General features: G+C 72.3%; 16 protein-coding genes and 1 pseudogene. 11 read left to right on the forward strand and 6 right to left on the reverse strand.

Going from position 1 to position 25,645, the window contains the following annotated elements; translation table 11 throughout:
* The first annotated feature begins 161 nt into the window (after positions 1-161).
* Complete coding sequence (locus AB0D34_RS22150; protein ID WP_362663884.1) at positions 162-2,108, forward strand: glycosyltransferase family A protein; 1,947 nt, start codon at positions 162-164, stop codon at positions 2,106-2,108.
* A 67-nt stretch (positions 2,109-2,175) separates the two neighbouring features.
* On the opposite strand, the gene AB0D34_RS22155 is transcribed toward AB0D34_RS22150, so the two are convergent.
* The 4 genes from AB0D34_RS22155 to AB0D34_RS22170 form a co-directional block, all read right to left on the reverse strand.
* The gene (locus AB0D34_RS22155; protein ID WP_362663886.1) at positions 2,176-2,979 is read right to left on the reverse strand and encodes a class I SAM-dependent methyltransferase; all 804 of its coding nucleotides are present in this window, start codon (positions 2,977-2,979) and stop codon (positions 2,176-2,178) included.
* A gap of 174 nt (positions 2,980-3,153) precedes the next feature.
* The gene (locus AB0D34_RS22160; protein ID WP_362663888.1) at positions 3,154-3,330 is read right to left on the reverse strand and encodes a hypothetical protein; all 177 of its coding nucleotides are present in this window, start codon (positions 3,328-3,330) and stop codon (positions 3,154-3,156) included.
* A gap of 157 nt (positions 3,331-3,487) precedes the next feature.
* Positions 3,488-3,907 carry a CBS domain-containing protein gene (locus tag AB0D34_RS22165; RefSeq protein WP_362663890.1) on the reverse strand — a complete coding sequence of 140 codons (420 nt, stop codon included), beginning with the start codon at positions 3,905-3,907 and terminating at the stop codon, positions 3,488-3,490.
* A gap of 45 nt (positions 3,908-3,952) precedes the next feature.
* A complete protein-coding gene (locus AB0D34_RS22170; protein ID WP_362664155.1) occupies positions 3,953-6,409 on the reverse strand; it encodes a SpoIIE family protein phosphatase in 2,457 nt (818 codons plus the stop codon).
* 196 nt (positions 6,410-6,605) lie between these two features.
* Here AB0D34_RS22170 and lanKC point away from each other — a divergent pair, with 196 nt between their 5' ends.
* From lanKC to AB0D34_RS22190, 4 genes are all read left to right on the forward strand, one after another.
* Complete coding sequence (gene lanKC / locus AB0D34_RS22175) at positions 6,606-9,224, forward strand: class III lanthionine synthetase LanKC (RefSeq protein WP_362663892.1); 2,619 nt, start codon at positions 6,606-6,608, stop codon at positions 9,222-9,224.
* 59 nt (positions 9,225-9,283) lie between these two features.
* Entirely contained in the window at positions 9,284-9,403 is a 120-nt protein-coding gene (locus AB0D34_RS22180; protein WP_362663894.1) for a SapB/AmfS family lanthipeptide, read from the forward strand.
* Positions 9,404-9,491: 88 nt separating this feature from the next.
* Positions 9,492-11,210: an ABC transporter ATP-binding protein gene (locus AB0D34_RS22185; protein ID WP_362663896.1), complete on the forward strand. Its 1,719-nt coding sequence runs from the start codon at positions 9,492-9,494 to the stop codon at positions 11,208-11,210.
* Positions 11,211-11,250: 40 nt separating this feature from the next.
* Positions 11,251-13,764, forward strand: a complete 2,514-nt coding sequence (locus AB0D34_RS22190) for an ATP-binding cassette domain-containing protein (RefSeq protein WP_362663898.1) — start codon at positions 11,251-11,253, stop codon at positions 13,762-13,764.
* On the opposite strand, the pseudogene AB0D34_RS22195 reads toward AB0D34_RS22190, so the two are convergent.
* Positions 13,687-14,271, reverse strand: a pseudogene (locus AB0D34_RS22195) (response regulator transcription factor); the annotation flags it as partial. The gene AB0D34_RS22190 and the pseudogene AB0D34_RS22195 overlap by 78 nt on opposite strands.
* A 305-nt stretch (positions 14,272-14,576) precedes the next feature.
* Between AB0D34_RS22195 and AB0D34_RS22200 the strand changes: the two are divergent.
* Complete coding sequence (locus tag AB0D34_RS22200) at positions 14,577-16,700, forward strand: SpoIIE family protein phosphatase (RefSeq protein WP_362664157.1); 2,124 nt, start codon at positions 14,577-14,579, stop codon at positions 16,698-16,700.
* 193 nt (positions 16,701-16,893) lie between these two features.
* Here the strand turns inward: AB0D34_RS22200 and AB0D34_RS22205 are convergent, their stop codons facing one another.
* Positions 16,894-18,354, reverse strand: coding sequence for a S1 family peptidase (locus tag AB0D34_RS22205; RefSeq protein WP_362663900.1), 1,461 nt, complete (start codon positions 18,352-18,354; stop codon positions 16,894-16,896).
* Positions 18,355-18,544: 190 nt separating this feature from the next.
* Between AB0D34_RS22205 and AB0D34_RS22210 the strand changes: the two genes are divergently transcribed.
* The 5 genes from AB0D34_RS22210 (at position 18,545) to AB0D34_RS22230 (ending at position 25,577) form a co-directional block, all read left to right on the forward strand.
* A complete protein-coding gene (locus AB0D34_RS22210; RefSeq protein ID WP_362663902.1) occupies positions 18,545-18,958 on the forward strand; it encodes a PaaI family thioesterase in 414 nt (137 codons plus the stop codon).
* 450 nt (positions 18,959-19,408) lie between these two features.
* Positions 19,409-19,624 carry a type A2 lantipeptide gene (locus AB0D34_RS22215; RefSeq protein WP_362663904.1) on the forward strand — a complete coding sequence of 72 codons (216 nt, stop codon included), beginning with the start codon at positions 19,409-19,411 and terminating at the stop codon, positions 19,622-19,624.
* Positions 19,625-19,736: 112 nt separating this feature from the next.
* On the forward strand, positions 19,737-20,543 hold the full coding sequence (locus AB0D34_RS22220; protein ID WP_362663906.1) for an HlyD family efflux transporter periplasmic adaptor subunit: 807 nt from the start codon (positions 19,737-19,739) through the stop codon (positions 20,541-20,543).
* A complete protein-coding gene (locus tag AB0D34_RS22225; protein ID WP_362663908.1) occupies positions 20,540-22,762 on the forward strand; it encodes an NHLP family bacteriocin export ABC transporter peptidase/permease/ATPase subunit in 2,223 nt (740 codons plus the stop codon). Before AB0D34_RS22220 ends, AB0D34_RS22225 begins: the two co-directional genes overlap by 4 nt.
* A 1-nt stretch (position 22,763) precedes the next feature.
* Entirely contained in the window at positions 22,764-25,577 is a 2,814-nt protein-coding gene (locus tag AB0D34_RS22230) for an NHLP bacteriocin export ABC transporter permease/ATPase subunit (protein ID WP_362663910.1), read from the forward strand.
* Positions 25,578-25,645: the final 68 nt, after the last annotated feature.

The raw sequence follows: 25,645 nt of genomic DNA on the forward strand, positions 1-25,645 counted from the left end.
ACAGCGGCGACGTGACGTCGCTCTTCTGCCCCTCGGCACCACGGACGCGACGCTCGCCGGACCGTTTGCCGACATGGCTCCTGTGGGGCGGCCCTAGCATCGGGCCGCAAAGCGTCGTTTTGTGACGCAAGCCACAATCCACCCAAGGAGTCCGGACACCGATGCCGGTCAAGGTCAGCGTCGTCATCCCTGTCTACAACCCGGGTAACTACATCGAGGACTGCATCGCCTCGCTGCGCAGACAGTCCCTGCCCCCGGAAGAGTTCGAGGCGGTCTTCGTCGACGACGGTTCGACCGACGGCACGCCGGCCCGGCTCGACGCGGTGGCCGCCGAGACCGCGAACTTCAAGGTCATCCACCAGGAGGCCTCGGGCTGGTCGGGCAAGCCGCGCAACGTCGGGATCGCCGCCTCCGAGGGCGAGTTCGTGATGTTCGTCGACAACGACGACTACCTCGGCGACGAGGCCCTGGAGCGGATGTACGACTACGCGGTCGCCAACGCCGCCGACGTGGTCGTGGGCAAGATGGCCGGCAAGGGGCGGGGGGTGCCGGTGGAGCTGTTCCGCCGCAACCACCCGCGTGCCACCGTCGAGAACGCCCCGCTGATCGACAGCCTCACACCCCACAAGATGTTCCGGCGGGCCTTCCTCGACCGGATCGGCCTGCGCTTCCCCGAGGGCAGGCGGCGGCTGGAGGACCACGTCTTCGTCACGGAGGCGTATCTGCGCGCCGACAACGTCTCCGTGCTCGGGGACTACGTCTGCTACTACCACCTCAGGCGCGACGACGCCTCCAACGCGGGCTTCCAGCGCTTCGACCCGGTGGGCTACTTCCAGAACCTGCGTGAGGCGCTCGACATCGTCGAGAAGTACACCGAGCCGGGCCCCATCCGCGACCGGCTGTTCCGGCGCTGGCTGCGCAACGAGATGGTCGAGCGGATGCGCGGCAAGCGCCTGCTCACCGTGCCGGAGGACTACCGCAAGGAGCTGTTCACCGAGATCCGCGGGGTGGTCGTCGAGCGCTTCGGACCCGGTGTCGCGGCCGGCCTCCTGCCCACCCAGCAGGTCGTCGCCGCCCTGATCGCCGACGACCTGCTCGACGACCTGGTGGCGTTCGCCGAGTGGGAGGCCTCCATCACTCCCAAGGCGGCGCCGGACGGCGTCGAGTGGGCGGACGGCGTACTGCGGATCGGCCTGTCCGCCGAGCTCGCCTCCCGCAACACCCCGATGACGTTCCCCGCCGACGGCACCGCGACCCCGCTCGCCGGATCGCCGGCCTCCGTCCAGGAGGCGGTGGCCTGGGTGGGCGCCCACAGCGTCGCCGCCTTCGGCCGTGCCACGGTCGATCTGCTGCTGCGTGAGCGGGCCAGCTCCGCCCAGTACTTCCAGCCCGTGGAGTTCACCCGGGAGACCGTCCCGACGCAGACCGACGGCCGGGTCCGGCTGGTGCTGCGAGGCACCGCGGCCGTGGATCCGGCCACCGCGGCCGGCGGCGACCCGCTCGGCGCGGGGCTGTGGGACGTGTTCGTCCGGGTCAAGCTCGGCGGCTGGACCAAGGAGTGCCGACTGGGTCCGGTCGCCGTCAGGGGCCGTACGGCCACGGACGCCGGGGTGGTGGGCGGCCGGGTCGTGCTGCCGTACTGGACCACGAAGCAGGGCACCCTCGCCCTGGGTGTCGACACCACGAGCGAGCGTCCTGAGCCCGGACGCCCCTGGTCCGGGGAGGCCAGGGTCCCCGGACCCCGGGTCGAGGTGCCGGTCCCGTTCCACGTGTCCGACGATGCTCCGGTGCTGCTGAAGTTCACCCGGAGCTCCGGCGGCGCGTCCGCGCATGCGTCCGGCACGCTCCGGCCGAAGGGCTCGGGATCTGTCCTGGAGGCCGAGCTGCCCGTCGGCGACCTGGGCGGTGCGCCCTGGCGGGTCGCGCTGAGCCCGGTGTCCGACGCGCCGGGAGCCCACTTCCATCCGCTGCCGTTCGGGGTGCGGGTGAAGGCGGGCGGGATCCAGGTCGTACGTCCGCCCCGGCCCGGTGCCCGACCGGGGCCGGCCAGCAGGGCGAGGCGGCTGGTCGGCAGGGTGGCCCGGCGACTCGGGTTGCGCGGGAGGTGACGCGAAGGGGCGGTGCGGGCCGGCTGGACCGGCCCGCACCGCCCCTTCGCGTGCGGCTTTGACTCGCTCAGGCGGCGTCGCCGAGCTGCTTCAGGGCCTCGCGCAGCGGCTCCAGGCCGCGGGCGCGCTTGGTGCCGCGGTCGCGGGCGTGCACCAGCGGCTTCCAGAAGCGCGCTTCCAGCAGGGCCTCCGGCTTGACCGCGACGGTGCGCTCAAGGATCGTCTCCGGCACCTTCTGCGGGTCGGGGACGTTGAACTCCGCCATGATCTCGTCGTAGTTGTCCTGGAGCACCGTGCTGGTCGGGTCGGCGCCGAAGACGACGAGCTGACCGGTGGGCGCGGTGTCGACGAGGACCGTGACCAGGTCGGGCCGGTAGCGGTTCAGGATCTCGATGACCTTGTAGACGTCGCCGGTCCAGGCGTCGGTGTGGCGGTCGCGGGCGGCCTCGTCGATGTTGCGCGGCAGCATGTCGTCGAAGACGATCACGCTGGCCCAGTCCGAGTGCTTCTCGACGTTGATGAAGTCACGCAGCGCGTACTCGAAGAGGTGCATGCCGTCGATGAACGACAGATCGAGCGTGACCTCCCGCCAGTAGCCGAAGGGGCTGCGGTTGCGGGCGATGTTGCGCAGCGGGTGACGGCCGCCCTTGAGGTGCTGGAGCGGGTTCTCGCGGGCGAAGAAGTCGTCACTCGTGGCCTTGGCCAGGTGAACGTCGCAGCGGATCTCCGTGACCACCTTGAAGGCGGGGTCGATCGCGATGCTCGGCACCCGGGAGAACGTCAGACTGCGGCCGTCGTTGACGCCGATCTCCAGGTAGTTCCGGTTCGCGCTGGCCTGGTGGAGTCCCCGAAGGAACTCATGACGTTTCACTGGGAAGTCTCCTTGCGGATGTGCGGCAGTGCTTCGTGCAGGGCGGACCACCGGACCGCGGCCCTTCATCTGCGTCACACTAGCCCGGATCCGGAGGAACCGGGCATCGCAAGGGGTGACTTGACGGTGACGCACCGCGAACAGCGCGTTCCCCTCAGTGCGTGTGCGGGACGTTCAGTCCTCTCCGCGGAAGATGTTGCCCTCCCCCGTGTGCGCCGTGGTGGCTGCGACCCGATCCTCGACCGCGGGCAGGCAGGTCCGCAGGTCGCCCTTGCCGCGCAGGCGGCGGGTCCTCGACCAGCCTGTCTCGGGCCGGCGTGCGACGGGTTTCTCAACGGTCTGCGGGGTCATGGCGGTTCACCGTCCTTCCATGCTGGTGCTCCGGGTCCCCCGCGGGCGCCGGGGCAAACGGGCCGGGAGGCCCGCCAGGAGACCGGTACCGCACATGGTTTCGCCGGGGCCACGGCACTTCCGGACCTTGACGACCGGTCGAACCGGCTTTCCCGGCTCAGGTGTTGGGCCGGGCCACGCTGATGTCGCCCAGGGCCGATTCCGGGTCGCGTTCCATGGCGGCGTCGCCGAGGGAGACGATGCCGACGGGGTGGCCGTCCTCGACGACGGGGATCCGGCGCACGGCGTGTTCGCGCATGAGCGTGATCGCGTGGTCCAGGTCGTCCTCGGGGCCCACTGTCACCAGGTCGTCGCTGCAAGCGCCGACCACCGTGGTCTCTTCGGGGTCGCCGCCCTCGGCGAGGGAGCGCACGACGAGGTCGCGGTCGGTGACCAGGCCGCGCAGGGCGTCGCCGTCGGTGACGAGGACGGCGCCGAGGTCCTGGTCCCGCATGAGCCGGGCGACCGCCGTCACGGAGGTCTGCGGTTCCACGGTGACCGGGGCGCTGGTCATGATGTCGCTGACGTGCTGAGTCATGACGTACCTCTCTCTCCTGGGATGGTACGTCCCGGGTACCCCTCCTCAGCCGTCGAGTGCGATTTCGCTCCACACCTGTTTGCCGCCGCTCACGGGGAGGGTGCCCCAGGTCGCCGACACGGCCTCGACGAGGAGGATGCCGCGGCCTCCGGTGGCCTCCCAGCCGATGTTGGTGGGCTTGGCGGGGGTGCGGGGCGAGGCGTCGGCGACGGAGACGCGCAGCCGCCTGCCGACGAGGGTGAGGTCGAGGCGCACCTGGCCGCCGGTGTGCACGAGGGCGTTGGTGACGAGTTCGGAGACGACGAGCAGGGCGGTGTCCAGGTGGTCCCGGGGGACGCCCCAGAGCCGCAGGGTGCGCCGGGTGAAGCGGCGGGCGTGCCGGGCGGCCTCGGGGACCCGCCAGACGGTCCAGCTCTCCCTGAGCGGGTGGGTGGCCATGCCGTCGTAGCGCAGCAGGAGCAGGGCGACGTCGTCGCTGCGGCGGGCGCCTCCGAGCAGGGCGTCGGCGACGAGGCCGAGGTGGGCGGGGTCGGAGGCGGCCAGTTGCTGGGCGAGGTGGTCCATGCCCTCGTCGATGTCGGCCTCGGTGGACTCGACGAGGCCGTCGGTGGTCAGGGCGACCAGGGTGCCGGGCCGCAGCCGCAGCGGGGTCATCGGGAAGTCCGCCTGGGCCAGCACGCCGAGCGGGGGTCCGCCGTCGGCCTCGGCGATGTCCGTGCTCCCGTCGGGGTGGCGCAGGACTGGCGGCAGATGGCCGGCCCGGACGCACCAGGCGGTGCCCTCCTCGATGTCGAGGTCGACGTAGGTGCAGGTGGCGAAGAGGTCGGTCTCCAGGTCCACGAGGAGACGGTTGGCGTGGGCCACGACGACGTCCGGCGGGTGACCCTCGACGGCGTAGGCGCGCAGGGCGGTACGCATCTGGCCCATGAGGGTGGCCGCTCCCGCGCTGTGGCCCTGGACGTCGCCGATGACCAGGGCGACGTGGTTGTCGGGCAGCGGGATCACGTCGTACCAGTCGCCGCCGAGTTCCAGGCCCGCGGTGCTGGGCAGGTAGCGGGCGACGGCGACCGCGCCGGGCAGTCGGGGCAGCCGACGGGGCAGCAGCTGGCGCTGGAGCATGCCGACGAGTTCGTGCTCGGCGTCGAGGGCGTGGGCGCGCATCAGGGCCTGCCCGGCGAGGCCCGCGGAGGCGGTGAGCAGGGCGCGTTCGTCGGGGCCGAAGTGGTGCGGGGCGTCCCAGCCGATGAGGCAGGCGCCGGCCATGCGGCCCGCGGCGGGCAGCGGCAGGACGGCGAGGCCGCCGGGCCCGACGTCGGCGAGGGCCGGTTCGAGAAAGGCGGCGCCGGTGCCCGCGGGCCAGATCTGGGCGCGGCCCTCGCGCAGGGCGGTGGCCAGGGTGGGCATGGCCCGCACGGGTGCCTCGGGCCATTCGCTGCGCCACTCCAGGCGCCACAGCTCGGGCCAGGACTCGGGTTCGGGCGGGTCCAGGACGGTGACGACCATCCGTTCGTTCTCCAGCTCGGCGAGCGCGATGCGGTCGGCCCGCAGCGGGGCGCGCAGGGCGGAGACGACGGCCTGGCTGACGTCACGGACGGTGCCCGCCATGGCGAGGGCGGCGGCCAGCCGCTGCACCCGGGCCACGTCGGTGACGTCGGAGCGCAGGGTGGAGGCGTCGGCCACGGCGCCCACGAGGCGGGCGGGTCGGCCCTCGCCGCCGGGCAGCATGCGCCCGCGCAGCCTGAGCCACCTGGGTGGCCCCGAGGGCTGCAGGACGCGGAACTCCAGCTCGCGGTCGCCGATGGACATGTGGTCGGCCTCGAACAGGGACATCAGCGAGGGCAGGTCCTCCGGGACGGTCAGCCCGAGCAGGGTCTCGACCTTGCCGTCGAAGTCGGCCCGGCTCATGCCGAACAGCTGCAGGAGCTCGTCGCCGACCTCGATGTGACCGGAGTCCATGGCGAGGCTGAACGCGTCGGAGCGCAGTTCCCCGCCCTCCAGTGCCACCGCCGGGGCGGGGCAGACGATCGCGTCGGCGATCAGTTCGAGGCACTTGCGGTCCTCGTCGTCGAAGCCGCCCGCATCCTCGCTGACGGCGAGCAGACAGGCCCGGCCGTCGTCGCCGTGCGCGGGCAGCACGGCCAGGTGGAAGTCCCGCTGGGGCGCCCTGCGGGACTCGGCACCGGCGGCGAGGTCCTCCGGGCCCAGGAAGACCGGCCGTCCCGAGCGGTGCGCGTCGGCCGGCGCGGAGCCTCCCGAGCTCGGATAGCTGTCGCGCAGCCCGTACACCGTCCGGGGGACGCCCGCCGACTCGACGAGGCACAGCAGCTCGCCGTCCTCGCCGGGCGTGTACACGGCGGCGAGGGTCGCCCCGGCGAAGACGAGCACCTGTTCGAGGACGCGACGCAGCCGCTCGGGCGATGCGGGACCGTCCGTGAGCGATGTCAGAGCACTTTCGGCACGCAGCGTTCGCGTTCTGCGTCCCGCAGCGTCCTCACTGACCACGTCCGCCATTACAGCGCTTATACGGCACGTGCGCAGCCCCTGTGAGCGTTCCGTGGAGCAACTGCGGGGGCCGTGCTCGAAAGTCCCCGAACATTTCTTGACGCATGCGTTCCGCACGGTGATCTCGTGACAGCCGTGACTGTCCGTGGCCACCGGCCCGCTGGAAGGCTCGTTGCCGGGCCACGGAGGGGGACGCATGGACAAGCGCTACGAGGTGTACGCGCTCGCCGACAGACACTTCTACGAGACGCCCGACCGCATCTCCGCGGGCGAGCCACCCGGCTACGAGACGGCACGCCGTGCCGTGCCCGAGGGCTGGGACGCGGCGCGGATCGGTGACTGGCTGACGCTGACGCCGCTCGACGCGGACGGGAAGCCGGTGCCGGGTCCGTCGCAGGGCTGGAAGATCCACGCCTCGGCCACCCGGGCGAACGCGGAGCGGATCGCCGCGATCGTGTGGGACTACTGCGTGCCGCGCCGCATCTCCTTCAAGTTCGTGCCGGGCCCGCATCTGCTGCACCTGCGCAACACCAAGTACGCGGCCCGCGACACCAGCGGCAAGTTCGTCACCGTCTACCCGGCCGACGAGGAGCAGCTGCACGAAGTACTCCGAGAGCTGGGCAAGCTTCTGGAGGGCTTCGAGGGGCCCTACATCCTCACCGATCTGCGCTGGTACGACGGTCCGCTCTACGTCCGCTACGGCGCGTTCGCGCGCACCTTCGTGGTCGACGAGCGGGGTTCACTGGTCCCGGCGGTACGCGACGGCGGGGGCACGCTCGTGCCGGACCGGCGGGCGCCGTCCTTCCAGGTGCCCGAGTGGGTGACGCTGCCGGACTTCCTGGAGCCACATCTGAAGGCGCGCAACACCACGACCGTCGGCGACCTGCCGTACCGGATCGAGAAGGCGCTGCACTTCTCCAACGGCGGCGGGGTCTACACGGGGACCGACACCCGCGACGGGCGCAAGGTCGTCCTGAAGGAGGGCCGGCCGCACGCGGGGCTCGCCGCCGACGGGGCGGACGCGATCGCCCGCCTGGAGCGGGAGAAGGACGCCCTGGTACAGGTGGCCGGGACGGGTGTGGTGCCCGAGGTGCGGGACTGGTTCACGCTCGGCGACCACCGGTTCCTGGTCATGGACTTCCTGGAGGGGCGCCCGCTGAACTCCTTCTTCGCCGAGCGGCATCCGCTGCTCACTCCGGATCCCGATCCGCAGGCGGTCGCCGACTATACGGCGTGGGCCGTACGGATCCACGGGGCCGTCGAGCGGGCGGTGGAGGCGGTGCACGCGCGCGGGATCGTCTTCAACGACCTGCACGTCTTCAACATCATGGTCGGCCCCGACGAGGAGTCGGTGTCCCTGCTCGACTTCGAGGCGGCAGCGCCGGTCGAGGAGAACGGCCGCCAGGTGGTCGCCCACCCCGGCTTCTTCGCGCCGCCGGACCGCAAGGGCGTCGACGTCGACCGCTACGCCCTGGCCTGTCTGCGGCTGGCCCTGTTCCTGCCGGTGACCACGCTGTTCGTGGTCGACCGGGGCAAGGCGGCGCATCTCGCCGAGGTGATCCTCCGTCAGTTCCCGGACGTGCCAAGGGAGTTTCTCGACCAGGCGGTCGCGGAGATCACCCGGGACACCGCCACGGACAGCGGCGGCGAGCGTACGGCCCTGAAGACCGCGCCGTCCTTCGTCGAACCCGGCGACTGGCCCTACAGCCGTGACTCCATGGTCAAGGCGCTCCTCGCCTCGGCCACCCCGGAGCGCGAGGACCGGCTCTTCCCCGGTGACATCACGCAGTTCAACGACGGCGGCGGCCTCGGGCTCGCGCACGGCGCGGCCGGAGTGCTCTACGCGCTGGACGCGGTCGGCGCGGAGCGCTACGAGGAGGGCGAGCGCTGGCTCCTGGCCCGCACCGCACCCCCGCCGACGGGCACACCGCTCGGGCTCTACGACGGTCTCGCCGGCGTCGCCCACGTCCTGGACCGGTTCGGTCACCGGCAGCGGGCCCTCGACCTGGTCGAGCGTGTCCTCGCGGAACGGTGGCAGAACCTCTCCTCCGACCTGCACGGGGGCCTCGCGGGACTCGGTCTGGTCCTCGGCGAACTGGCCCGCACCACCGGTGAGTCGGAGCTGCGGGACCGTGCCGCCGAGGCCGCCGACGTCCTCGTACGACGACTCGCGCAGCCCCTTCCCGACAGTGCCAAGCGGCGCCGGGCCGGGCTGCTGCGAGGGTGGACCGGGCCCGCGCTGTTCCTGCTGCGGCAGTACGAACGCACCGGTGAGCCCCTGCTGTTGAGGGCGGCCGAAGTGGCGCTGCGGCGGGACCTGGAGTGCTGTGTGACGCACCCGCGCGGTTCGCTGGAGGTCGACGAGGGCTGGCGGACGCTGCCGTACCTCGGTGAGGGCAGTGCGGGCATCGGGATGGTCCTGGACGACTATCTCGCCCACGGCGCCGACACCGAGGGGGAGTTCGAGCGGGCACGCGCCGGGATCCTGACCGCCGCCACCAGCCGCTTCTACGTCCAGCCCGGCCTCTTCCAGGGCCGCGCCGGGATGATCCTGCATCTCGCCCGCACGGACACGCCCGGTGCGGGCAGGGAGCGGATCGCCGAACAGATCGAGGGGCTCGGCTGGTTCTCGATGGACTACCAGGGCCAACTGGCCTTCCCCGGGCACCAGATGATGCGGCTGTCGATGGACCTGGGCACCGGCACGGCAGGGTGCCTGCTCGCGCTCGGCGCGGCCCTGGACAGCCCGGCCGGCGCCCATCTGCCGTTCCTGCCGCCGCTCACGCGGCCCCACATACGCGGTTCCGCGATCTGACGGAGCCGTGACCCAACCCCGTCCCCACGGGTGGACGACACCGAAGAGAGGAAAACGAGATGGCACTTCTCGACCTGCAGACGATGGAGTCCGACGAGCACACCGGCGGCGGCGGTGGCAACAGCACCCTGAGCCTGCTGTCCTGCGTCAGCGCGGCGAGCATCACGCTCTGTCTCTGACAGGCATCGTGCGCCCATGACTCCGGGCGGTCCACTCCCGCGAGGGAGGGACCGCCCGGGGTTCTGCCCATCCCGGGAAGGCCGCCGCATGACGACTCACACGACAGGAGCCGGCCCGCTGGGCCCGGCCCGCGCCCGCTGTCTGGTGCTGTGCCTGGTGAGCACAGCCGCGACCGGCGCCGGACTGCTGCTGCCCGCCGCCCTGGGCCGCACCCTCGACCTGCTGCTCGCGCAGGCCCCGGCGACCCGCTGGGTGCTGTGCTGCGCCGGGCTCGTGCTGCTGCTCGCCCTGCTCGACGCGTCGGAGACCGTCCTCGGCGGCACGGTCGACGCCCGCACCACCGCCTGGCTGCGCCGCCGCCTCACCGGCCATGTCCTGGCCGTCGGCCCGCGCGCCACCGCCCGCTTCGGTTCCGGGGACCTCGTCGCCCGCCTCGTCGGCAACGCCGCCCAGGCCGGCACGGCACCGACCGCGCGTGCCGCCCTGTTCGCCGCGCTCGCCGGACCGGTCGGCGGTGTGGTGGCCCTCGGTCTCATCTCCCCGTGGCTCGCGGCCGTGTTCCTGGCGGGAGCGCCGGTCCTCGCCCTGCTGCTGCGGGCCTTCGCCCGGGACACCCGGGAGTGCGTGACCCGCTACCAGGAAGTGCAGGGACGGATCGCGCAGACGCTCACGGAGGCCGTCGGCGGACACCGCACCATCCGGGCGGCCGGTACGGAGGACCGCGAGACGGCCCGCATCCTGCGGCCGCTGCCCGAACTGTCGGAGGCCGGTCACCGCATGTGGCGGGTGCAGGGCCGCGCCTCGGGCCAGTCCGTCGCGGTGGCCCCGCTGCTCCAGCTCGGCGTCCTCGCCGTGGCCGGGGTCCTGCTCGCCCGGCACCGGGTGACGGTGGGCGACGTCCTCGCCGCCTCCCGGTACGCGGTCCTCGCGACCGGCGTCGGCGTCCTGGTGGGGCAGCTCGCCGGACTGGCCCGGGCCCGGGCGGCGGCCGGACGGCTGGACGAGGTGCTCGCGGAGTCCCCGTTCGACCACGGCGAGCGCCCACTGCCACCCGGTCCGGGGCGGCTGGAGCTGCGTGACGTCACCGCCCTGCGCGGCGGCCGTGCCGTACTCGACGGGGTCGACCTCGTCGTACCGGGCGGGACGACACTCGCGGTGGTGGGCCGCTCCGGGGCCGGCAAGTCGCTGCTCGCGGCGGTCGCAGGGCGGCTCAGCGACCCGGACGCCGGAGAGGTCCTGCTCGACGGGGTCCCGCTGCGCGAGCTCACGCACGACGCACTGCGCGGGGCGATCGGCTACGCCTTCGAGCATCCCGCCCTGCTCGGCGGCACGCTCGAGGAGGAGATCGGACTCACCCTCCCGTCCCCCTCCCCCACCCGGGTCCGGCAGGCCGCCCGCACCGCCCACGCGGACGACTTCGTACGCCGGCTTCCCGACGGGTACGACACCCTCGTGGCCGACGCCCCGCGCTCCGGCGGGGAGTCCCAACGGCTCGGTCTGGCCCGGGCGTTCGCCCACGGTGGCCGACTGCTGATCCTCGACGACGCCCTCTCCAGTCTCGACACCGTGACGGAGGCCCGGATCGCCGAGGCCCTGGTGAGCGGCGGCGCGAGCGGCACCCGGCTCCTTGTCGCCCACCGCGCGGCCACGGCGGCCCGCGCGGACGCGGTGGCCTGGCTCGACGGGGGCCGGGTACGGGCCGTGGGCCCGCACGAGGAGCTGTGGGGGCTGGCTGAGTACCGCGGGGTGTTCGAGGACGGTGCGGATGCCCCGTCCGGGACCCGCCATCAGTCGGGGCCGTCGTGAGTAAGGGGTCCGCAGACGCGACCCGGATCCGGAGGGCACCGTGACCGACGGGGTCTACGCACGCGGTGTCCGCTATCTGCGGGCCCGGTGGCGGGTGCTGACACGGCTCGGCGCGTGGTCCGTGCTGGAGACCGGGCAGACCTTCCTCACCGGGTACGCGCCCGCCCGCGCCCTGGACGAGGGGTTCCTGGCCGGGCGGCCCGGCGTCGGACTCGCCTGGCTCGGGGTGGCCGGTCTCGGGGTGCTCGTCGGGGCGTACGGGACCGTGCGGGTGTACGCCGCCGTCGCCGCGTTGGTCGAGCCGCTGCGGGACGCGCTGGTCGGGCGGGTGGTCGAACGCGGGGTGCGGGAGGCGGACCCGGGGGCGCTGTCCGGGCTGACCCAGCAGGTCGAGATCGCGCGGGACACCTTCGCCGGGCTGGTGCTGGTGTCGCGGTCGTTCGTGTTCACTTCCGTGGGCGCCGTCGTCGGCCTGGCCTCGCTGGACCCGCTGCTCCTGCTGGTCGTGGGGCCGCCGCTGGCCGCGGGGCTGGCCCTGTTCGCGGCCACTTTGCGACCGCTCGCCCGCCGCCAGGAGGACTTCCTCGTCGCCGACGAGGCACTCGCCGACGGTCTCGGCAGGGTCTGCCCAGGGCTGCGGGACATCACGGCGGCCGGCGCGGAGGAACGCGTCGCCGCCGACACGGGCCGACTTGTCGACACCGAGCAGCGGGCCGCGTACTCCCTGGCCCACTGGTCCGTCGTGCGCGTGGCCTCCCTCGCCCTCGGCGGCCAGCTCCCGATCGTCCTCCTCCTCGCCTGCGCCCCCTGGCTCCTGGCCCGGGGCGTCACCCCGGGCGCCCTGGTCGGCGCCCTCGCCTACGTCACCCAGTCCCTGCTGCCCGCCCTGCGCAACCTGGTCCACGGCCTGGGGACCAGCGGGTCGAGGCTGGTGGTGGTCCTCCGACGGCTGGTCCGCGAGCCTGCTGGGGAGGTGGGGCGGCACGCCGGGTCACACGACAGGTGCCGTGAGCACGCCCCGGCGAAGGCTTCGCACGCCACGCCGACCTGTACCGCGCCCCACAACGCAGGCACACCGCCCGAAAGTGCGCCCAGGGCCTCCACCTCCGCGGCGGACCCGCAGACCGCGCAAGGCCACGCCAGGCCACACTCGCAAGACCCACAGCCGGAGAGCGCGCCTACGGCCTCCACCTCCGCGGCGGCCCCCCGGACGGCAGCAGGCCCCGCCAAGCCACCCGTCCCACGCCCAGAGAACACGCCCACGGCCCCCACCTCCGCAGCGGACCCCCAACCCACGCAAGACTCTGCCAAGCCACACCCACAGCCCGAGAACACACCCACGGCCCCCACCCCCGCAACGCCCCCACAGACAGCAGCAAACCCCACCAAGCCACCCGCCCCACACCCACAGCCCGACAACACCCCCACGTCCCCCACCCCCGCAGCGGACCCCCAACCCACGCAAGACTCTGCCAAGCCACACCCACAGCCCGAGAACACACCCACGGCCCCCACCTCGGCCGCCCACCCGCACCGCACACCCAACCGAGCCGCGCCCCACGGCCCGGACCCACGGGCCGACCGCACCTCCGGGACCGCCGCGACCGACGTACACGACCGCCCTGGCCGTGCCGCATCACCTCGCGGCGGGTCCGGGCCCGGGGCCACCCCCTCCCCCGCCCTCTCGCTCAGCTCCGTCACCTTCGCCTACGGCCCCGCCGCCACCCCCGTCATCGAACGCCTAGACCTCACCCTCCCGCCCGGCGCCCACCTGGCCGTCGTGGGTCCGAGCGGGATCGGGAAGTCCACGCTCACCGCCCTGGTCGCCGGTCTCCTGCATCCCAGCGGCGGCGAGATCCGGCTCTGCGGACACCCCGTGCCCTCACCGGAGGCGGCCGCGCGGCGCGTTCTCATCCCGCAGGAGGCCTACGTCCACACCGGCACCCTCGCCGAGAACCTCGGGCACCTCCGAGTGGACCCGGTGCCCGAGCCGGAGCTGCTGGCGGCGGCCGAAGCCGTCGGGCTCACCCCGCTGCTCGACGCGCTGGGCGGGCCACGGGCACAGGTGGACCCGGCCGCCCTGTCCGCCGGGGAACGCCAGCTCGTCGCGCTGACCCGGGCCTATCTGTCGTACGCCCCGCTCGTCCTGCTCGACGAGGCGACCTGTCATCTCGATCCCCGGGCCGAGGAGCGCGCCGAGCGGGCCTTCGCGGACCGGCCGGGCACCACGCTGGTCGTGGTCGCCCACCGCATCAGCTCGGCTCGCCGCGCCGACCACGTGCTGCTGATGGACGGCCCGCGCACGGCGTACGGCACCCATGACGAGCTCGTGCACAGGTCTCCGGCCTACCGCGAACTGGTGGGCGGCTGGACGGCCGTACCCCCGAACCGGTCAGAGCCACCCCTGTCCCTGCGAGATCCGGATCGCGTCGATGCGGTTGCGGGCGCCGGTCTTGCGGGTGATCGCGGCCATGTAGTTGCGCACGGTCCCGTGGGACAGGCACAGGCTCCCCGCGATCTCCGCGATGGAGGCCCCCTCCGCCGCGAGGGATAACACGCTCAGCTCCCGTCTGGTCAGCGGCATCTCGGCGGCCTGGAGGAAACCGAAGCCGAGCGAGTCATCGACGAAACGTTTCCCCTCAGCGACGCGCCGGATCCCACGCACAAGGCGCTCCGGCCCGGCATCCTCCTTGTCCACGTAGCCGAGCGCCCCCGCCTCGACCGCGCGCTTCAGCAGCCCCGGACGGTTGGGGCTGGCCATCACCAGTAAGCGCGGCGGACTCCGGTCCGGCTCGCGCACGGATAACTCGCCCAGGGGCGGGATGCCGTACGCGTCGGAGCATTCGAGGTCGGCGGCGCAGACGTCGGGCCGTACGGATCGCAGGCGTCCGGGCGCGGTGTGCCACGGGGTGTCGTACACCCCGAGGTCCGGTTCCCGGCGGAGCCACTCCGCCAGGGCCGATCTCACCAGACACGCGTCGTGCACCAGAAGCACCCGGATCACTGCTCGTCCCCCTCGACTCGCCCTGCTCGGTTCCGTGGCGATGAACGCGTGCCCCATTGTTCGGGTCCCGGACCGCCCACGGGCGCGAAGAATTGGCCATCAGGGTGCGCGGGGGCGCATGCACGGCGCCCGCGTGCCGCCGCGCGCTTCGACTGTGGGGGCATGGTCCCTGGGCGCCGGGGTACACAGCGGTCCTCGCCGTCGCTCGGCTACCCGTGTGCCCGGGCAGGGCGGGCTCGCCGTGCGGGACGCGCCATGAGGGTGGAGATTTGATCCCTGAGGGGCCGGTTCGCGACCGCGGTCCGCGCCCTCCTCCGGGACGCGCCCCGGGCGAGGAGGTGGTCGGCGTGTCCGACGGGCATATGTCGGCGGCTCCTGCGGCGGGCGGCCGGACGCGTGTGGGGCGTCCGCTGCTGTCCCTTGCGCTGGCGTCGATGATGGACGAGGTGCACGCCCACTCCGGCGCGGTGTATCTGCTGGCCGCCGAGGAACCGGTGCTGGAGATGGCGGTGATGGCGGGCCTTCCCCGGGCGTTCGCGGCCCCGTGGGAGCGGGTCGGGCTGAGCGCGCCGATCCCGGTGGCGGAGGCGGTGCGGGAGCGGCGGCTGGTGTGGGTCGGCGGCGAGCAGGAGATGGCCCGCCGCTTTCCCCGGATCGCCGTGGTGCTGCCGTATCCGTTCGCGCTGGCCGCGGTGCCGGTGGCGACCTCGTCCAAGGTGTACGGCGCGGTCTTCGTGACCTGGCCCGGTTCGCATCCGCCGGAGCTGACCGACCGGGAGCGGGACCATCTCACCGCGGCCTGCGGGCGGCTGGCGGTGCGGCTGGAGCGGGCCGTGGAGGACAGCGTGCCGCCGTACTCGGAGCCGGATCTGCTCGCGGCGGCGCCGGTCGGGGGTGCGGCCGGCACGCTGGGCACGGTGGAGGCGGCGCGGATGGTGGCGAGGCTGCCGTACGGGCTGTGCTCGCTCGACCTGCACGGGCGGGTCTGCTTCGCCAACGCGGCGGCGGCCGAGCTGATCGGGGCCCCGGTCTCCCAGCTGCTCGGCTCGCAGCTGTGGGCGGCGGTGCCCTGGCTCAACGACCCGGTGTACGAGGACCGTTACCGGGCCGCGTTGCTCAGCCAGCACAGTACGTCGTTCGTGGCGCTGCGGCCGCCCGGGGACTGGCTGTCGTTCCGGCTGTACCCGAGCACGACCGGGCTGAGCGTCCGGGTGAACCGGGCCCGGTCGGTGGCGGACATGAGCCGGGCCGGGCCGCGGCCCGGGGACTCGCCGTCCCGGCTGGTGACGATCTCGCAGGTGCTGAGCCTGGCCGGGGCGCTGACCGAGGCGGTCGGGGTCCAGGACGTGGTGCAGCTGGTGGCGGACGAGATCGCCCCGGCGGTGGGGAGCCAGGCGCTGGTCGTGCTCGGTTCGCGGGCGGGACGGCTCCATGTGCTCGGGCACCGCGGGTATCCGGACGCGCGGATCGTGGAGCGCTTCGACGGGCTGCCGCTGTCCGAGCCGACGCCGGGCACGCGTGTCCTGAACACGGGGGTGCCCGCGTTCTTCGACTCCCGGGAGCAGTTGGAGCATGTGTATCCAGGGCAACGCGCCACCCCCGACGGGTTCGCGGCCTGGGCCTATCTCCCGCTGATCGCCTCGGGGCGGCCGGTGGGCACGTGCGTACTGGCGTACGCCGCGCGGCATCCCTTCCCCGCGGACGAGCGGGCGGTGCTGACGAGTATCGGCGGGCTGATCGCCCAGGCTCTGGAGCGGGCCGTACTGTACGACGCCAAGCATCAGTTGGCGCATGGTCTGCAGGCGGCCCTGCTGCCGCACACGCTGCCTTCGCTGCCCGGCATCGAGGCGGCGGCCCGCTATCTGCCGGCCGAGCAGGGCATGGACATCGGCGGCGACTTCTACGACCTGGTGCCGGTGGAGGGTCTCACGGCCGCCGTGATCGGGGACGTCCAGGGGCACAACGTGACGGCGGCCGGGCTGATGGGGCAGATCCGGACGGCGGTACGGGCGTACACGGCCGTCGGCCGGCCGCCGGAGGAGGTCATGCGCTCGACCAACCGGCTGCTGATCGACCTCGGCGCCGAGCTGTTCGCCAGCTGTCTGTATCTGCGGCTCGATCCGGGGCGGGGGCGGGCCGTGATGGCGCGGGCGGGGCATCCGCCGCCGTTGCTGCGCCGGCCGGACGGGCGGGTGCGGGTGCTGGACCTGGCCGGGGGCCCGCTGCTGGGGATCGACGGCTCGGCGGTCTACCCGACGACGGAGGTGGATCTCGCACCCGGCTGTGTCCTCGCCCTCTACACCGACGGTCTGATCGAGTCACCCGGCGTCGACATCGAGGACGCGCTCGCCGATCTGGGGCACCAGCTGGCCGAGGCCGGTGACCGTCCGCTGGACGAACTGGCCGACGAACTCGTCCGTCGCAGTCCCGCCGCGCGGGAGCGGATCGACGACGTGGCGCTGCTGTTGCTGCGGGCCGTCGGCTGACCCGCGGGCGCCCGGTGGGAACACGTCGGTCCGGCCCTCCCGCCGGAGGGCCGGACCGTTGCACCGCCCGGCCGGAACCGCGCTGTGGGCCGGGTGGTGGTCGTACGGACCGGCGTCGGCAGCGGAGTGTGGGGGGTGGGCCGCTGCCGACGCGGTCGGTACTGGGGTGATCCGGCGTCAGACGCCGGAGGGATCAGTGGGACTCGGTCGCACCGGTGCCGTCGTCGGCGCCGTTGCCGGTCTCCTGACCGGCGCCGGCCTCCTCGCCGCCGACCTGGTCGCCGCCGGCCTCTTCGCCGCCGACCCCGCCGATCTCTTCGCCACCGGCACCGGCCTCGTCACCGGGGCTCGCGCCGGCGTCGCCACCGGCACCGGCCTCCTCGCCCGCACCGGCCTCCTCGCCCGCACCGGCACCGGCTTCGTCACCGGCGCCCGCTCCCGCGCCCGCCTCGCCGCCGGCACCCGCACCGGCCTCCTCGCCGCCGGCCTGGTCGCCGCCCGCGCCGCCGGCCGCGTCACCCGCGCCGAGCGTGGCGCCGACCGCCTCCAGGGCGGTGGTGACCGGCTGGAAGAAGGTCTCGCCGCCTGCGGTGCAGTCACCGCTGCCGCCGGAGGTCAGGCCGATCGCCGAACCGTCCTGGGTGAACAGCGAGCCGCCGCTGTCGCCGGGCTCGGCGCAGACGTCGGTCTGGATGAGCCCGGTGACGGTGCCCTCGGGGTAGTTGACGGTGGCGTCGAGTCCGAGGACCTGGCCGTCGGCGAGGCCCGTGGTGGAGCCCATCCGGAAGACCTGGGTGCCGACCTCGGCGTCCGCCGCCTGGTTGATCGCGACGGTCTGGCCGCCGCCGACGTTGACCTCGCTGGGTGCCTCGGTCGCCGGATCGTCGTACTTGACGAGGGCGAAGTCGCCGTCGCCGGGGAAGGTGGCCTGGTCGACGGTGGCGATCGGCTGGCCGTCCTCGGTGTCCGACCACTGCTCGGCCGCGACCCCGCAGTGACCGGCGGTCAGGAAGGCCGGGGTGCCGTCGCCCGCGGTGACGTTGAAGCCGAGCGAGCAGCGGGCACCGCCGGCGAAGATCGCGTCGCCGCCGGAGGCGAAGGTCTTGAAGGTGCCGGCCGACTTCTTGATGGTCGCCATGTCGGAGCCGAGGCTCTTCACGGTCGACTCGAGGGTGTTCCACTTGTCGCCGGTGACGGTGCTGTCGGCGGTCACGAGGATCTTGTTGGTGCGCGGGTCGACGGCCCAGGAGGTACCCGGGATGGTCGCCTCGGTCTTCAGGGTCTTTGCGCCCGCAGCCAGTTCGGTGAGGCTGTTGTCGACCCCGCGGACGGCCGCGCCCGCCTTCTTCACCTGCACGATGACGTTGTTGTCGTCGCCGGATATGACGTTGTTGACGACGTTCACGACGAGCTGCTGCTTGTCGGAGTCGTAGTAGGACCCGGCGAAGGCGTCGCCCAGCAGCTCCTGGAGTTGCGAGGCGAGGTCCGTGGCGTCCGACGCCTTCAGAGTCTTCGGAGCGATGGCCGCCGCGTCGTTCGAAGAACCGTCCTGGGACGCGTTGGCGTTGGGCAGCAGAATCGCCGCCGCTCCGAGCGCCACGACGGTGCCTGCCGCAAATGCGGCCTTGCGCTTCGGAATTCGCTTGTGACTCAAACTTCTCGACCTCCTGGGGGACCGGAGTCTGTAACCGCCGAGCGGCAGTTGGTTGTTCGGGGCGCCTGGATGGCCATGGGTACGCACGGTGCGCACGGTGCGTTCAATGCCGTTTCTTTACGACCCGATTGCCATGCCGATTCGGCCACGAGCCGTGCCGGGCGGGCCGCGGGCGGGAAGAATCCCCCATATGACGATGACGCCCGCCGAAGCCGACAAGATCCTCGCCGACAACTTCGCCCCTTGGGTCCTGGACCTCGGCCTGTCGGTCGAGACGCTCGACGACGACCATGCGGTCCTGCGTCTGCCCTGGTCACAGCGGTTGGCCCGGGAGGGTGGCGCGCTGTCGGGGCAGGCCCTGATGGCGGCGGCCGACACCGCGACCGTGATCGCCGTCTCGGCGGCCCGGGGCGCCTACGGACCGATGACGACGGTGCAGCAGTCCACGACCTTCCAGCGGGCGGTGACCGGTTCGGATGTCCTGATCAAGGCGGTCGTCACCAAACTGGGCCGGCGCATGGCGTTCACCGACATCACGATGACCGACTCCGTGTCGGGTGATCTGGTGGCCCAGGCGAACACGGTCTACGCACTTCTGGGCTGACACGCTCAGCGAACGGTCGACAACGGTCGGTTGTGAATACCGTGCCGAATCCTCTCTCCAGCAGATCTGCACATCGAATGCGCAACCGGGTCACCTGGAGCGGAAGTTCTGCACAAGTGCGGACCGGCACCCATGTCATTGGCGAGGTGTGTCGCATTCGCCGCGGCGGCGGCAAGGGTCGCTTCACGCCCTCGCAACATCACATGTGAAGAAGTCGGCACCACGGCGTGCGCATTCCTGCACGGATGAAGGCTTCTGTGACTCAAGTTGCCTGGTGAGGCGGGTGGTTGATTGGAAGGGCGGCGCGGCGGCGTGCTTTGATCCATCGCACCGCAGGGCCGTCGGGGTTCCCGGAAACGGGATCCGGTGCCATGCGATTGCGGCCGTCATCTGTCCCCAGAGGGGGCCGCTCCCCCCTTGTGAAATACCCATACGAAGGGAAGTTCCATCATGAACTCCACCCCCCAGGTTGAGACCGTCGAGATCTCGGACGCCGACCTCGACACCGTCTCCGGCGGCCTGCAGCTGAACGCCCTCGGCACCGTCACCGACCTGGTGGACGGCGTCGCCCCGGTTTCCGGCCTGGTCAACACGGGCGTTTCCACGGTCGAGGGTGTGACCGGCCTGAACACCGCCCCGGTCACCGGCCTGGTCGCCGGCCTCTGATCACACTTTGTGATCTGATCACTCTTTTGTGGTCGACCCGTCCCGGAGCCGCAAACCGGCGGTTCCGGGACTCTTGGGTGCCCTGAAACATCTCTCCAGGTGAGGGAAGACCGTGCAGTTCCGCCAACAGGCCCTCGCCAAGCTCCAGTCACCGGAGGAGCTCGACCTTCCGGTGCGTTTCGCCCGCCCCCAGGGCTGGCTCGTGATGTCCGTGACGGTGGTCGTGATGGCCGCCGCCTCGGTGTGGGCGGTGACCGGCTCGGTCGCCTCCACGGTGAGCGCGCCCGCCATCCTCACGCACGGTCAGGGCAGTTACATCCTGCAGAGCCCGGTCGCGGGGCAGGTCACGCAGGTGATCGCCAAGGAGGGCGCCCAGCTGCCCGCCAACTCCCCCGTGCTGAAGGTCCGTACAGCCGAGGGCGACACCGTCGTCCGCACGGTCGCCGCGGGCCGGGTCACCGCTCTCGCCGCCACCATCGGGCAGATCATCTCGACCGGCGCGAACGTCGCCGCCGTGGAGAAGGTCGCCCACGCCACCGACCCGATGTACGCCACGGTGTACGTGCCCGCGGAGAACGCGGCCTCCATTCCCGAGAACGCCGCCGTCGACCTGACCGTCTCCTCGGTGCCCACCCAGGAGTACGGCGTGCTGCGCGGCCATGTGAAGTCGGTGGACCGCTCGGCCCAGTCGGCGCAGCAGATCGCCGCGTTCCTCGGGGACAGCCAACTCGGCGAGCAGTTCACCAAGGACGGCCGCCCGGTCGCCGTCCTGGTGAGGCTGGACAAGTCGAAGGGCACGAAGAGCGGTTACAAGTGGTCCTCTGCCGAGGGCCCGCCCTTCGCCCTGACCTCCATGACCGTGGCCTCGGGTTCGATCCGGCTGGCCGACCAGCGCCCCGTCGATTGGCTGCTGCCGTGAGCACCGCACAGGACACCCGGAGCAGGCGCCGCTCCGCCCCGCCCAAGCGCCCGGTCCCCAAGGGGAAGGCGAAGACGGTCCGGACGCCCACCGTGCTCCAGATGGAGGCCGTGGAGTGCGGCGCCGCGTCCCTCGCGATGGTGCTCGGCCACTACGGCAAGCACGTCCCGCTGGAGGAGCTGCGCATCGCCTGCGGTGTCTCCCGGGACGGCTCGCGCGCCAGCAACCTCCTCAAGGCGGCCCGCAGTTACGGTCTGACGGCCAAGGGCATGCAGATGGACACGGCCGCGCTCGCCGAGGTGAAGACCCCGGCGGTGCTGTTCTGGGAGTTCAACCACTACGTCGTCTACGACGGCATGGGGCGCCGCTTCGGCCGCCGCGGGGTCTACATCAACGACCCCGGCAAGGGCCGCCGGTTCGTCCCCATGGAGGACTTCGACGGCAGCTTCACCGGTGTCGTGCTGGTGATGGAGCCCGGCGACGGTTTCACCCGGGGCGGCCGCAAGCCGGGAATCCTGGGCGCGATGCCGGCCCGCCTGCGCGGCACCGCGGGCACCATGCCGACGGCGGTGCTGGCGAGCCTGCTGCTGGTCCTGGTCGGCGCGGCCACCCCCGCGCTCTCCCGCACCTACATCGACATGTTCCTGATCGGCGGGCAGACCTCGCTGCTCGGCGTGCTGTTCGCGTCGATGGGCGCCTGCGTCGCGCTCACCCTGGCCCTGACCTGGCTCCAGCAGGCGAACCTGCTGCACGGCCGGATCATCTCCTCGACCCTCTCCAGCGCCCGCTTCCTGCGCCACCTGCTGCGCCTGCCGGTGACGTTCTTCTCCCAGCGCAGTCCGGCCGACCTGGTCCAGCGCCTCCAGTCCAACGACCAGGTCGCCGAGACGCTGGCCCGCGACCTCGCGGCGGCGGGCGTCGACGCGGTGGTGGTCGTGCTGTACGCGATCCTCCTCTACACCTACGACCCCCAGCTCACCTATGTCGGCATCGGCGTGGCCCTGCTCAACGTGGTCGCCATGCGGGTCGTCATCCGGCTGCGCGCCACCCGCACCGCGAAACTCCGCGCGGACAGCGCCCGGCTCACCAACACCGCCTACACCGGCCTCCAGTTGATCGAGACGATGAAGGCGACCGGCGGCGAGGACGGCTACTTCCGCAAGTGGGCCGGTCAGCACGCCACCACGCTGGAGGAGCAGCAGAAGCTCGGGGTGCCGAGCGCCTGGCTGGGTGTGGTCGCCCCGATGCTGGCCACCTTCAACAGCGCGCTCATCCTGTGGATCGGCGGCATGCGCGCGGTGGAGGGCGGTATCTCCGTCGGCCTGCTCGTCGCCTTCCAGGCCCTGGTGACCCGCTTCACCGCCCCGATCACCCGTCTCAACGGCGTGGCGGGGCGGATCCAGGACTTCGCGGCCGACGTGGCCCGCCTGAAGGACGTGGAGAACTTCAAGGCCGACCCGCTCTACGGCCGCCCCGGCGCCGGCGACTCCACGCGCCGCCTGCACGGGCATGTCGAGCTCCAGAACATCACCTTCGGCTACAACCCGCTCGACAAGCCGCTGCTCACCGGCTTCGACCTGACCGTGGGCCCGGGCCAGCAGGTGGCGCTGGTGGGGGGTTCAGGCAGCGGCAAGTCGACGGTCTCCCGGCTGATCTCGGGCCTGTACGCCCCCTGGGAGGGCGTGATCCGCATCGACGGACAGCGCCTCGACGACATCCCGCGCGGCGCGCTCGCCTCCTCGGTGTCCTTCGTCGACCAGGACGTCTTCCTCTTCGAGGGCTCGGTCCGCGACAACGTGGCGCTGTGGGACCCGTCCATCCCGGACGACGCCGTGGTGGACGCGCTGCGCGACGCGGCCCTGTACGACGTGGTCACGCGGCGGCCCGGCGGCATCCACAGCAGGGTCGAGCAGGACGGCCGCAACTTCTCCGGTGGCCAGCGCCAACGCCTGGAGATCGCGCGGGCGTTGGTGCGCAGGCCCAGCATTCTGGTTCTCGACGAGGTGACCAGCGCGCTGGACGCGGAGACCGAGCTGGTCGTCATGGACAACCTGCGCAAGCGCGGCTGCGCCTGTGTGGTGATCGCGCACCGGCTCAGCACCGTGCGCGACAGCGACGAGATCGTCGTACTGCAGCACGGCACGATCGTGGAACGCGGGCGGCACGAGGAGCTGGTGGCGCGCGGCGGCGCGTACGCGGCGCTGGTCAAGGAACGGTGAGATGACGACCGCACACGAAGGGGATGTCGTCCTGGGCGCCCTCGGGCAGATGGGCACCCGCATCGACTGCGCCGGTTTCAGCCGCCTGGACCTCGAAGGTCCCCAGGTGCTGTGGCTGGTCGTGTCGGGCGCGGTCGACCTGTTCGCGGTGGACGCCGACCAGCAGGGCCACTGGCACCACCTGGGCCGTCTGGAGCCGGGCGCGCTGCTCCTGGGGCCGGTTCCGGGACCGCAGCACACCCTGGTGGCACGGCCGCTGAGGGACTGCGTGGTGCATCGCATCGGTCTGCGCGAGCTGTACGAGCCCGCGAACACCCAGACCTGGTCGTACGACGAGTACGGCAACCCCCAGTACGTGCCGCCGACGACGAGCCCCCTGGAGTACGCCCTCGCGCTCGGCGTCGGCCGTAGCCTCTCCATCCTCTTCCAGGCGCCGATGGCCGACGAGAGGGCCGCCGCCCCGACCGACGACGACGTCTTCTGGATGCAGGTGCCGCCGGGCAGCGTGCAGTACGGCTCGCTCTACGGCGCCGAGGCGGCCGCCGACCTGCTGATGGACCCAGGGGTCTGGCAGTCCATGGTCGACCAGCAGTACCGGCTGCTGACCACGCTCGACCGCTGGATCGAGCAGCTGGAACGCACCCACGAGACCCGCACGGCCGCCGGTATCAGGGCCGGTGAGGCGGTGCGTGCCCAGGCCGACCGAACGCTGCTCGCGTCCATCGGCAAGTCCAAGCAGCGGGCCACGGCCGCCGATGCCGACGCGAGCTACGCGGCCTGCAAGCTCGTCGCCGACGCGGCCGGGATCCCGCTCGCCGAGAACGCGCACAGCGGCACCGAGAGCGACCGTCTCGACCCGGTCGAGCGCATCGCCCTCGCCTCTCGCGTCCGCATCAGGTCGGTACGTCTGGACGGCAGTTGGTGGCGGGACAACGTGGGCCCGCTGGTGGGGCACCGCGCCCTGTCGGGTGCGCCGGTCGCGCTGCTGTGGCGGCGCGGCGGCTATGTGGCCGTACATCCGGCGACCGGGCGCGAGACACCGATCGAGAAGGACAACGCGGAGGAGTTCGAACCGCGCGCGGTGATGTTCTACCGCCCGCTGCCCGACCGGAAGCTCAGCCCGCTGGGGCTGGTGCGGTTCAGCATGCGCGGCACCCGCGGCGATGTGACGAACCTGCTGCTCAGCGGTCTGGTGACGGTGGGGATCGGGGCGCTGGTCCCCATCGCGACCGGCAAGGTCCTCGGCGAGTTCGTGCCGAAGGCCCAGACCGACCTGATCGTGCAGGTCTGTCTGGCCGTGATGGTCAGCGGTGTGGTGACGGCCGCCTTCATGCTGCTGCAGAACCTCACCATGCTCCGCCTGGAGGGCCGTATCGAGGCGACCCTCCAACCAGCCGTCTGGGACCGGCTGCTGAGACTGCCGACGAAGTTCTTCGCCGAGCGCTCGACCGGTGAACTGGCCAGCCAGGCCATGGGGATCAGCTCGATCCGCCGGATGATGGCGGGCATCGGTCCGACAGTCGCCCAGTCCGTGACCGTCGGCGCGATGAACCTGGGCCTGCTGTTCTGGTACAGCGTGCCGATGGCGATGGCGGCGATCGGCATGCTCGTCGTCATCGCCGCCGGATTCCTCGGTCTCGGGCTGTGGCAGGTGCGCTGGCAGCGACGGCTGGTCGTGCTCAGCAACAAGCTGAACAACCAGGCCTTCCAGACCCTGCGCGGGCTGCCCAAGCTGAGGGTGGCGGCGGCGGAGAACTACGCGTACGCGGCCTGGGCCTCGGAGTTCGCCCGCAGCCGTGAGCTCCAGCAGAAGGTCGGCCGGATCAAGAACCTCACCACGGTGCTGGGTTCGGTCTATCTGCCGCTGTGCACCCTGCTGATGTTCATGCTGCTCGCGGGCCCGGCGCGCGGCTCGATGTCGGCGGCGGAGTTCCTCACCTTCAACACCTCGGTGACGATGCTGCTGACCGCGGTCACCTCGCTCACCGGCGCCTTCGTCTCGGCGGTGGCCGCGCTGCCGTTGTTCGAGGAGATCAAGCCGGTCCTGGAGGCGCAGCCGGAGGTCCGCACGGCGAGCACCCGGCCGGGGCCGCTCACCGGCGCGATGGAGGCCCGTAGGCTCTCCTTCCGCTACTCCGACGACGGCCCGCTGATCCTCGACGACGTGTCCTTCGAGATCCGGCCCGGCGAGTTCGTGGCGATCGTCGGCCCGAGCGGCTGCGGCAAGTCGACCCTGCTCAGGCTGCTGATCGGCTTCGACCGTCCGGTCTCCGGGAGTGTCCTGTACGACGGCCAGGACCTGGCCGCACTCGACCAGTCGGCGGTGCGGAGGCAGTGCGGTGTCGTGCTCCAGCACGCCCAGCCGTTCACCGGCTCCATCCTGGACGTCATCTGCGGGACCGAGCCCTACACGCCCGAGGAGGCGATGGCGGCGGCCGCGATGGCGGGGCTCGCGGAGGACATCCAGCGCATGCCCATGGGGCTGCACACCATCGTCTCGGGCAGCGGTGCCATCTCCGGCGGCCAGCGCCAACGGCTGATGATCGCCCAGGCGTTGATCCGACGGCCCCGCATCCTCTTCTTCGACGAGGCGACCAGCGCCCTGGACAACGACACCCAGCGCACGGTCATCGAGTCCACCAAGGCCCTCAACGCCACCCGGATCGTCATCGCCCACCGCCTGTCGACAGTCCTGGACGCCGACCGCGTGATCGTGATGGAGAACGGCAAGGTCGCCCAGCAGGGCCCGCCCGCGCAGCTCCTCGCGGACACCGGGGGCCGACTGCACGAACTGGTGCGGCGACAGATGGCGTGAGCCCGCCGGGCCCCGCGACAGGCGCCGGCCAGGCCGAACCCCGCCCGGCGACGGGTCCCGTGCGCGTC

The sequence above is a fragment of the Streptomyces sp. NPDC048420 genome, from assembly GCF_040651535.1.
Lineage (GTDB): Bacteria > Actinomycetota > Actinomycetes > Streptomycetales > Streptomycetaceae > Streptomyces.